Annotated in this window: 9 protein-coding genes; 2 read left to right on the forward strand and 7 right to left on the reverse strand. The window is 39.6% G+C overall.

The features are described from left to right. Nucleotides 1-24: 24 nt before the first annotated feature. Nucleotides 25-2,409: a 3-hydroxyacyl-CoA dehydrogenase/enoyl-CoA hydratase family protein gene (locus tag V4T18_RS09900; protein WP_332649041.1), complete on the reverse strand. Its 2,385-nt coding sequence runs from the start codon at nt 2,407-2,409 to the stop codon at nt 25-27. 312 nt (nt 2,410-2,721) lie between these two features. On the opposite strand from V4T18_RS09900, the gene V4T18_RS09905 reads away from it, so the two are divergent. Beyond that, the gene (locus V4T18_RS09905; RefSeq protein WP_332649042.1) at nt 2,722-3,042 is read left to right on the forward strand and encodes a thioredoxin family protein; all 321 of its coding nucleotides are present in this window, start codon (nt 2,722-2,724) and stop codon (nt 3,040-3,042) included. A gap of 97 nt (nt 3,043-3,139) precedes the next feature. Then, nucleotides 3,140-3,664, forward strand: a complete 525-nt coding sequence (locus tag V4T18_RS09910; protein WP_332649043.1) for a hypothetical protein — start codon at nt 3,140-3,142, stop codon at nt 3,662-3,664. 37 nt (nt 3,665-3,701) lie between these two features. On the opposite strand, the gene V4T18_RS09915 is transcribed toward V4T18_RS09910, so the two are convergent. The 6 genes from V4T18_RS09915 to V4T18_RS09940 all read right to left on the reverse strand — a co-directional run bounded on the left by V4T18_RS09915 (nt 3,702) and on the right by V4T18_RS09940 (nt 11,187). Continuing rightward, nucleotides 3,702-4,577, reverse strand: coding sequence for a 5'-3' exonuclease (locus V4T18_RS09915; protein WP_332649044.1), 876 nt, complete (start codon nt 4,575-4,577; stop codon nt 3,702-3,704). A gap of 125 nt (nt 4,578-4,702) precedes the next feature. Then, nucleotides 4,703-6,181, reverse strand: coding sequence for a histidine ammonia-lyase (hutH, locus tag V4T18_RS09920; protein ID WP_332649045.1), 1,479 nt, complete (start codon nt 6,179-6,181; stop codon nt 4,703-4,705). A gap of 24 nt (nt 6,182-6,205) precedes the next feature. Continuing rightward, a complete protein-coding gene (hutI, locus tag V4T18_RS09925) occupies nt 6,206-7,504 on the reverse strand; it encodes an imidazolonepropionase (RefSeq protein ID WP_332649046.1) in 1,299 nt (432 codons plus the stop codon). Nucleotides 7,505-7,861: 357 nt separating this feature from the next. Then, nucleotides 7,862-9,859 carry an ABC1 kinase family protein gene (locus tag V4T18_RS09930; protein ID WP_332649047.1) on the reverse strand — a complete coding sequence of 666 codons (1,998 nt, stop codon included), beginning with the start codon at nt 9,857-9,859 and terminating at the stop codon, nt 7,862-7,864. A gap of 15 nt (nt 9,860-9,874) precedes the next feature. Continuing rightward, nucleotides 9,875-10,309: an OsmC family protein gene (locus V4T18_RS09935; RefSeq protein ID WP_332649048.1), complete on the reverse strand. Its 435-nt coding sequence runs from the start codon at nt 10,307-10,309 to the stop codon at nt 9,875-9,877. 134 nt (nt 10,310-10,443) lie between these two features. After that, nucleotides 10,444-11,187, reverse strand: a complete 744-nt coding sequence (locus tag V4T18_RS09940) for a metallophosphoesterase family protein (protein WP_332649049.1) — start codon at nt 11,185-11,187, stop codon at nt 10,444-10,446. Nucleotides 11,188-11,226: the final 39 nt, after the last annotated feature.

Raw genomic sequence — 11,226 nt, forward strand, 5'->3', positions numbered from 1 at the left:
ACCACATCTGAATGAAGTTAAAGTTTAGTTACGTAATGGCTTCCCTTTTACAAGCATGTGCTGCATACGCATTTGCGATTTTTGGTCAGCTACTAGCTGTAAAAATGCTTCTTTTTCAAGATTTAATAAATATTCTTCTGGCACTTCTGTTCCGTATGGGACTAAACCACCAGCAATAACATACGCAAGCTTTTTCGCAATTTTTAGATCATGTTCACTTATGAAGCCGGATTGGAACATACCTTGAGCACCAAGTACAAGTGTTGCATAACCTGGCGCGCCGACAACCTTCACTGGCTTTTTCACAGGTGGTGTATAGCCCGCCTCATAGAGAGCTAACGCCGCTTGCTTCGCATCGTAAATTAAGTGATCCGGATTTACAGATACACCGTCTGCAAAGTTTAAGAAGTTATTTTCACGTGCCTCTTCACCTGAAGTTGACACTTTTGCTAGAGCGACCGTTTCAAAAACCTTATTGGCGATATTTTGGTAGTCAACCTCAACACCATTCGGTAAACCTTTTAGGAACTTTTCATAAAGACCTAGATTACCTGCACCGCCTGGAATTAGACCAACTCCTACTTCAACAAGCCCCATATAAGTTTCAGCTGAAGCTTGGATATGTGCCGCTGGTAAGCAAACCTCCGCACCACCGCCTAATGTCATTTGGAATGGTGCCGCAACGACTGGCTTCGCTGAATACTTTATTCGACGCATTGCCTGCTGGAACGATTTAATTACGAAGTCAAGCTCGAAAATATTATCATCCTGCGCTTCCATTAAAATCATGCCTAGGTTTGCACCAACACAGAAGTTTTTCCCTTGGTTACCGATTACAAGCCCTTTATAATTTGCTTCTACTTCATCAATGGCAAAGTTTAGCATTTGAATAATATCTAAACCAATGGCATTGGATTGTGAGTGGAATTCTAGAAGAGCAACACCATCACCTAGATCGATTAAGCTTGCTCCACTATTTGATTTAATAACACCGTTCTTTTTCTTATAACGTTTTAAGTCAATTGCTTTTTCGTTTACTGGTACTTTTTCATACTCTGTACCGTTGTAGAACGCTAAGTCTCCATCGATTTCTGAATAGAATGTTTCGTAGCCCTTTTCTAAGAAATCTTTTACGAATGCTGGGATTTCACGGCCTTCCTCCTGCATTTTTGCAACGGATTGTTTTACGCCGATCGCATCCCACATTTCAAATGGTCCTTGAGCCCATCCGAAGCCCCATTTCATTGCATTATCAATTGCAACAATATCATCTGCAATTTCGCCTGTAAGCTGAGCAGAATATAATAGGGTTGGTGCGAAAATATTCCATAGCAGCTCACCAGTGCGGTCTTTTGCATAGACTAAGGTTTTCACTTTATTCGCTAGGCCACGTGCCTGTTTCGCCATTTCGATGGAAGGTGTGATGAGCTTTTTCATTGGCTCGTATACAAATGTATTTAAATTTAACTCATATATAATTTTATCCTTTTTAGAGAAGAAGCCTTGACCCGACTTAGCACCTAACCAGCCGTTTGCAATCATTTTCTTTAAGGTTGGATCCTCAGCAAACACTTGCCTCTCCTCACCTGTAGTATGGTCATACACATTTTTCGCTACATGTGCAAATGTATCTAACCCGACAACATCAAGCGTACGGAAAGTAGCTGATTTGGGACGACCAATTAACGGACCTGTCACCGAATCAACCTCACCCACTGAATAACCGCGCGCCATCATTTCCTTCATTGTGATGATTAATCCATATGTTCCAATGCGATTTGCGATGAAGTTTGGTGTATCCTTTGCTAGAACTACACCTTTTCCTAGCACATCTTCACCAAAAGTTTGCATAAAAGTAACAACATTTGGGCATGTTGAAGTTGATGGAATGACCTCTAGTAGCTTTAAGTAACGTGGTGGGTTAAAGAAATGCGTCCCTAAGAAATGTTTCTTAAAGTCTTCTGAGCGTTCTTCTGCCATTGCATTAATACTTACCCCTGAAGTATTAGAGCTAATAATTGTGCCCGGCTTGCGCACAGCATCAATTTTTTCCATTAACCCCTTTTTAATTTCTAAGTTTTCGACAATTACTTCGATTACCCAGTCGACGTCCTTTAACTTGTCGAAATCATCTTCAAAGTTACCTGGTGTAATTAACGCCATGTTTTTCTTTGAAGAGAGTGGTGCCGGTTTTTGCTTTAAAAGCTTTTGAAGTGCACCATTCACAAAGCGATTGCGTACAGCAGAATGCTCAAGTGTTAACCCCTTTGCTTGTTCTTCTGCTGTAAGCTCTTTTGGAACAATATCCAAAAGTAATGTCGGAATTCCGATATTCGCTAAATGTGCTGCAATACCTGAACCCATAACCCCCGAGCCTAATACGGCCGCTTTTCGAATTTTGTAAGACATGAGAAATCCCCCTTCTTCACGTTTCCCGAATGAATAACCATTCATTTTTTGATGAAAAAAAAACTCAAAACAGCTTTTCTGTTCTTAGTGTAGATTATTTTGTCATTTTTAGCAATCTTTTTTAACAGTATTTTCAATAAATTTATTATATTGCACTAGAAATGTTGATAAGACTAGCTTTATACTGAATGACTATTCATTACTATTATACTGATAAACCTTTAAAAGTGTTATAGTAATGTGCTAGTAAAGCAAAATTCTTTTCTAGGTCCCCTGAAATGTGTACACTAGCAATTAAGGAGCGTGATTAGTATGCAAGAAATTCTAACACTTGAACAATTTAATGAAATTATTTCAACTGACCAAAAAGTGATCGTAAAATTTTTCGCCGGCTGGTGTCCGGACTGCACACGTATGGATATGTTTATCGATCCAATCGTAGAAGAGTACAACGGCTACCAATGGTATTCGGCAAACCGCGATAACTTCCCGGAGCTTGCTGAAAAATATCAGGTAATGGGGATCCCTTCCCTACTTATTTTCCAAAACGGTGAGAAGTTAGCACATTTACACAGTGCAAATGCAAAATCTCCTGCACAAGTAACAGAATTTTTAAATGCACAAACGTTATAATGCATTTGGGCTCGTCATTAGGCGAGCTTTTTTTATTCGATGATCCCTTCCTAATTTTCTATAGTAGGAACATTTATCTTTCTGGAGGGAATGTAAAATGCGTGTATTTTTAAATGTAGAGGGAATGTCTCAATGGAGTGATGACGTACGATCTGAATATCATCCTTCAGCTTGCGGACCAACAACAGCCTTTGTTATATTAAACTACTTATGTATCGACCATACAATTCCCAAAAAGAGTGTGAATGATCTTTATAAAATATTAGGTGGAACGAAGATTGGTTTATTTAAATGGCGACTTATTAAAAACTTAAGAAAGGTTCTAGGTCCAAAATTTCACATCGCGAGCTGTCATTTACCCGAAGCGTTAGAACAGCTTCGGCTAGGTTATCCAGTTGCAATGAAATTCGATCAATATTTTTCGTTTCAATGGTTTTTAAAGAAGCGGCCTTTATTTAAATATCATTGGGTTCCACTAATTGGCTATGAAATAAAAGATGATGAGCTGTATTTAATAATTCATGATAATGGGGGTCCGAATCGTGAAAGCGAAATTCGTTCTTTTCGTTACGAGGATAGTCGTAGTGTAGTAAGCTTTGTAAAAATCGAGCCAAAAGCATAATGCCTTGGCTCGATTTTTAGGATGTGGATATCAAGTTCTATAATCCTAGCGATTTTGCATGCTTTACAATTAATCGCAAGCCTCTTTCTTGAAGCCTACCAAACGTATCCTCATCGTAGTTTGGCACAATAAGCTGATCTAAATCCGCTTCGATGGGTGCTTCGCAATGAATTTGTGCTAATTGATATGATAGCTTCAGCATCTCTTCATTTTCTCCAATTTTAATTCGTTGCCCTGGCTTTAATGTCGGTAAGGCCTCTAATACCCCATCAATCGACTTAAAATCTTGGATTAATTTTAAAGCTGTTTTCGGACCAATTCCTTTTACACCAGGATAGCCGTCACTTGCATCGCCCATAAATGCCTTCACATGGGCAAATTGCTTAGGCTGTATTCCATACTCCTCAATAAACCTGGCCTCATTGTACACATCATATTCCGAATAGCCTTTTTTCGTAAAAGCAATGGTCGTAGAAGGATTTAACAGCTGCAATAAATCCTTATCACCACTAATGACCGTAATCTTCGTGTCATCTTTCCATTTGGAAATCATAGAGCCAATAAGGTCATCTGCCTCCATACCTTTGATGCCAAAGTTTTGCCATCCAAGCATTGCAGAAACTTCCTTCGCCATATCAAATTGAGGCAGCATCTCTTCAGGAGGGGCTGGTCGGTTCGCCTTATACCCATCGAATAGATCATTGCGGAATGTATGCATCCCCATATCCCAACAAACAGCTATATGCGTTGGCTTCATAATATTTTGCGCTGTTAAGACGTGACGTGCAAAACCTTGTACCCCATTTGTTGGTGTACCGTCCTCTAGCCTAATAAATTGATTCATTGCTGCTGATGCAAAAAACGATCGGAACAAAAGTGCCATCCCGTCTATAATTAATAATTGCTTTGTCATTTTTTAATGCCTCTCTTTCCATCTTGCTTTCATTATAGCAAAATATAGAGAGATAAAGTTTGTCGGGATATGATTATGATTTTTGGTGGATTATTGTAGTGTAGTAGAAGTTTTGCGGAATAATATTAGACCTTTAAATAGTCTGTAATTGCTTCAATATCCTTCGATAAAATACGATCTTCTGTCATGGCTGGGGAGATTTTTCTAATTTCCTCCCACTTTCCACTTGTTTTTGGTGCTAATAGATGGTGTCCACGATATTGAGCGGCCTGCGTGGCACATATTGCCTCGATTGCTAGTACACACCGCGCATTTTGGATAATGCTATACGCATGCCTTGCACCAATTGTCCCCATACTAACGTGGTCCTCCTGATTCGCAGAGGACGGGATAGAATCTACAGAGGCAGGGTGTGCTAGTGTTTTATTTTCTGAGACAAGGCTTGCAGCTGTATATTGTAAAATCATTGCTCCAGACTGCAAGCCCCCAGACGCACTTAAAAACGGAGGTAATCCCTCATTCAAGCTTGGATTGACAAGCCTTTCAATTCGACGCTCCGATACATTTGCCAATTCCGCTATTGCGAGCTTTAAAAAATCCATGGCAAAGGCGATTGGCTGTCCATGAAAATTCCCGCCAGAAATAACAAGATTTCCTTCATCAAAAATGAGTGGATTATCGGTTGCAGCATTCGTTTCAATTTCAAGCTTTTCTTTTACATACGCGAGGACCTGCCAGCTCGCTCCGTGGATTTGCGGAATACAGCGAAGAGAGTAAGCGTCCTGCGTTCGAAGCTCACCTTGCTTTGTAATTAGCTTGCTCCCTTTTAACCATTCACACATCCGCTCCGCTACTTCACTTTGTTCCTTAAATCCTCGCGCAGCATGAACAGCTGGATGAAAAGCATCAATAATACCACGCATGCTTTCAAATGTCAGAGAGGCAATCCATTCACTATCGAGCGCTAATTTTTCCGCCTCAATATAATTAATGATTCCTTGTGCGGTCATTGCTTGAGTACCATTAATGAGTGCGAGCCCTTCCTTTGCCCGAAGCTCTATAGGTGTCAAATTAAGGCGCTTCCATAGTTGACTTGATTGGACACGCTTCCCCTTATATAACACCTCTCCTTCACCAATTATCGCCAGCACAAGATGGGCTAATGGGGCTAAATCTCCAGAAGCCCCTAACGATCCTTGCTGAGGAATGATCGGATGAATATGTTCATTTACCATAAGCAATAATCGCTCTAAAACGTCTAAACGAATCCCTGAAAAGCCTTTAAGTAATGCATTTAGCCTGAGAACAATCATGGCACGGCTAACAAGCTCTGGAAAAGGCTCCCCTACACCACAAGCATGGGAGCGAATTAAGTAAAGCTGCAGAGCATTCACCTCATGCTCTGCAATTTTAACATCACTAAATTTTCCAAATCCTGTGTTAATGCCATACACAATTCTCTCTTCTCTTACAATTTTCTCGACAGTTTCTCGACTTTTAATTACACGCTTCTTAGCCTCTTCGTCCAGAGTAATTTTACAGTTGTCATATAAAATGCTCTTCATCTGTTCGATTGTTAACCTACTTCCATTTAAGACAATCACATTTCCCTCTCCTCACCAGAAGATTTAACGGACAACCTGAATTCCCTTCTTCCATACTCCGTGCACGTGATTAATGCCAAACATATAATTTAGCTTTTGGTAGTTTGATACGTTCCAAATAACGACGTCGCCTCTCTTACCAACTTCAATTGAACCAATCTTATCCTCCATGCCAATTGCACAGGCAGCATTATACGTTGCGGCACAAATCGTTTCAGCTGGTGTCATGCGCATCATAATACATGCTAAATTCATAATAAGCGGCATCGATGTTGTAGGGGATGAACCAGGGTTGCAGTCTGTTGATATCGCCACAGGTACCCCTGCCTCAATCATGTCTCTTGCTCGTGCTGGCTGCTCTCCTAAAATAAGTGCAGTAGCAGGTAATAAACAAGCAATCACACCACTCTCTGCTAGCTTTTGAAAGCCTTCATCACTCGTTTTCAATAAATGATCCGCTGTAATAGCGCCAACTTTTGCAGCCAGCTCGGCTCCTCCATAGGCTTCAATTTCATCCGCATGCACTTTTGGAATTAGACCATGCTCCTTTCCTGCAAGGAGTACACGTTCAGCCTGCTCTGGTGTAAAAACGCCCTTCTCTAAAAAAACATCGCAAAACTTCGCTAAATTTTGCTGAGCTACTTTCGGAATCATTTCTTGAATCACATAGTCCACATAAGCATCCGCCCGACCTGAATAGTTTTCTGGTACCGCATGGGCCCCCATAAAGGTTGGAATAATTTCTACTGGATGTTTATCGTTTAATCGCTTCATTATTCGGAGCTGCTTCATTTCAGTTTCAAGATCTAACCCATATCCACTCTTACTTTCAAGTGTTGTAACACCATGTTGAAGGAAAGAGTCTAGACGGTGAGCACTATCATTATAAATTTGCTCCTCTGACACTTCACGCGTTTTTCTTGTCGTTGCATGAATACCTCCGCCCTTTTGCAAAATATCCATATATCCTTTACCTTGAATACGCATTTCAAACTCAAATTCTCGTGAGCCTCCATGCACGATATGTGTATGTGGATCAATTAACCCCGGCGTTACAATTTTCCCCGTAGCATCTACAATTTCTGCCTCGTGCGCACGTGGCATACAAATAGGAATCATTTGCTGCATCGTACCCACCGCTTTTATTACACCATTCTCAATCCAAACGCTGCCGCCTTCAATAATTGAAAGCTCTGACATCCCTTCTTTAATTCGAGGCCCCTTTTGATTTGAAGCTAGTGTAATAAGCTGTGCTGCATTTTGAATCCATACTGGTCTATGCTGCTCTTGCTCCGTATTTTGTACAATTATTTCCATCCCCATTGTATACACCCCTTCTTTTTCCCCTGTATTCAAATTTATTATTATCTATTAAATACTATTTTTCTAGTCGAAAAATCATGAATTTTCTCCGTTCTATCAGAGTGTAGAAGTATTTTGTTATATTAAAATACAAATAGTTTGTTTACAAGAATTTATATTTCCATGTTCTTTATCCATAATCCACTAGTATTTATTTTTCTAATAATAGTATTTAATTTTCAAAATTTTTAGGTAATATTTTAGGTCGGTTAGATGAAATTAAAGGGTTTTGCACTGAATGGAGTAAATTGATTTTCTTATGAGTAAGAAATTCAAAATATTGAGAAGGTGGCCGCGAAAAATTCACGACCACCTTCATTACATTTTTTTCATATTTCTTATTGCTTGAATCGATAAGCGGACGAGTAATATGGCGCATAGAAACAGCCCTAGGTATGCGGCTGTATTTAAATAGATTGCATAGGCAGTATGGATAAACTGTGAAATCGCAAGTAACGAAACGGAAATAATACCGAATGTAATTCCCACGAATAATAGAATAAACTGTGAAAATAGCTCTGTAACAAACTTCGCATTGGCTTTATCAGAAAAAATATCATGATGTAATATTATTTTTCCACTTTCGACCTTTTTCACAAGCTGATCAATTCGTCGAGGAATTCTTCGCAAGTTTGGCAGCAATAAAGCTAACTCCTCTTCAACTCGCTCCACTACTTGCATAGGCTCCTTAAACGGACGCTTAAAGCTCGATTTCACATAGTCACTCGAATAGTTTTTAGCCTCCTGGAAAATATCAAACTCCGGATCAATTATACGTAACGTTCCATCTAACGTAACAATCGCACGTAGCGCCACACTTACAGCCGGATAAAACTGTAGGCCGAACTCACGCACGATAGAAAAAATCGAATAGATAAGTTCATCTGTAGGAATTTGATCTACATACGATATTTTGAGCAGCACCTGGCTAATCGCCTGCTCTATATCATTTCGATCAACAGAGTGGGCATTTTCCACAAGCAACGTCACCCCATCAAATAAAATACTTGCATTATTTTGACTAATGCCGACTAAAAAGAGCTTTAGTCCCTCCTGCTGTGGTGCCGCTAAACGCCCAACTGCACCAAAATCAAGTAGGGTTGCAATACCTGAACGTCTATCCACATAAATATTTCCTGGATGTGGATCCGCATGAAACACCCCAGAAACAAGGAGCATATCTAAAAGGGAATATAATAAATTTTCCGCAAATTCATGGCGGTCAATATCGAGTTTATCAAATATCGCACTGGCATTTGTAACAGATGAACCATCTATGAAATCCATCACTATTAAATTTTCATTACTAAATTCAGTATATACACGTGGGATATGCACTTTCACGCTCGTCTTTTTCATCATATTCGTTACTTGCATCATATTCCGAGCCTCGGTGTTAAAATCAATTTCTTCGCGAAGAGCAGTAGCAAACCCCACCGCTAATTCCTTGAAGCCTAAGCTTTCTGCCCAAGTAGATTTACTCGATACCCATGTTGCAAACTCCACAAGAATACTAAGATCATTACGCATAATTTCCTTTACTTCTGGACGTAATAATTTCACAACAACCTGCTCATTTGTTCGCCGAAGGACTGCTTTATGTACTTGTCCGATGGAGGCTGCTGCCAATGGGACTTCACTAAAATAAGAGAAAATCTCATGGATTGGAGCCTTTAAATTATTTTTTAATATATTTTGGACTCTCTCATTCGGAAGGACAGGAGCATTTTGTTGAAGCTTCTCTAGCTCCTCGATAAAAACTGGCGAAAAAAGCTCCTTCCTTGTTGATAATACTTGACCAAACTTAATAAATATACCGCCACATTGCTCTAAAGTTAATCGCAAGGCAAGCGCTAATTCGCGTTCATCATCACGGTTTCTTACATAATTCATCGTCCGTGTGATGCCATTTGTCATTGCAATTTTTAACACTTGGCGAAGTCGCTTTTGTTGGCGCCAATAGGTTGCGATTCGTTGAAAGAAATTCCGCTTCCCTTTTATCCGCTCTCCGTTCTCGTTTAAGCCGATAGGGTCAAATAATTCAAAAAATAGATAAAGCAGCATAGAAATAAGCAGCATACTCCCAAACCATAGGAGTGTAGCAACATTTAGTACATTTTCTACTAAGCTATCAACATTCGTTCCATTATCTCGTAAATAAGTATACCAAAAAACGAATGTCGTAAAGGACACACTCATTACTACCGATAATACTCGTTTAGTTAAATTCACATTAGAACCTATTAAACGACCACTTATAATGAAAATAACGATAGCAGCAATGATCACCTGTATCGTTAAATGCAAACCGCTCATAACCCCCACCCCCTTTTATTCCAATGTTAACTGTAGGGAAATTTCGACATTCCCTCGGAGTGCCTTGCTTATCATACAAGTTCCTTCAGCTTTATGTGCTAATCGCTCGACCATTCTTCTATGCTTTTCGCTATCCTCCTCTAAACGAACAGATAGCTTATGAATGATTTGCCGATATGTAAATACACCATTAGTGACATCGACAATTCCATCTGATTCCATCGACAATTTTGCTTTGATTTTCAATCGCTCTAGCATTGCGGCTAGTGAAATAATATAGCACGTAGCAGCTGCACCAAGCAGCATTTCATCAGGATTTGTTCCGACACCAGGACCGTTCATCTCAGGTGGAATAGAAACTTTTGATTTTAAATTTTCCGCTTCAATCGTACCGACATCATTCCTCCCCCCATGCCAACTTGTTTGTAATGTAAAAATATGCTCTGTCATACGATCACCTTTTTCTTTTATACTTTCTATAATAAGTTGAGATGTTCTCAATCACAAATAAAATTCCCTAATTTATGTAATAGAGTTTTCTTCAAGTAAAATGACAAAAGCATAAGCAACTCCGCTTATGCTTATTACTGAATAAATTGCTCCGTATAAATGTGCCCAGACTGTACAAAGTGAACTCTCATAGGAGTCGGCTGATGATGGAGTACAATCCCATTTAACCGTCCCTTTGGATAAACAACCCCGCCATCAATGCCGATTTTCTTTTTACATGAGGAAATCCACACTTTACTGCTTTCATCCTCATTTAAATTCATCGTTGGCGTATGCCCAAATACAACTGTTTCTTTTGCTTCATGTGTGGCATGTGTAAAATCATCTCTAATCCATAGGAAATCATCACTCGTTGAACTTTCAGGGCGTTCTACCTCGGGATTGATTCCAGCATGTACGAAGAAATAGTGATGCCATCTATAATATAACGGTAGGGTCTTAAGCCAGTTCACTATAGAGGCATGCTCTGTTTTAATCGCTGCAACAAAAGCATCCAGACTTTCATTTTCTCGCATTTCTTTAGTCGACATACTTTCTATTGTCGTCGCTCCACCCATTTTGAGCAATAAATCTGTCGTACTATATGGTTCGTTCAACCACTCTAAAAACATTGCCTCATGATTGCCCATTAATGCAATGGCTCCATTGTGTTCGACAAGGCTCTTTATCGTCTGCAATACACTCAAGCTGTCCTTACCACGATTAATATAATCTCCTAAAAAAATTAATCTTTCTGTTTCTGAATCCCACCTTGTTAATAGTAGCTCCAGCTCCTGAAAGCTCCCATGAATATCTCCAATTACAAATACACGCTCCACAAAATCACCTCACTTTAATATATTCAGATATATTCCAAT

The organism is Lysinibacillus sp. 54212 (genome assembly GCF_036662795.1).
Classification (GTDB): Bacteria; Bacillota; Bacilli; order Bacillales_A; family Planococcaceae; genus Lysinibacillus_B.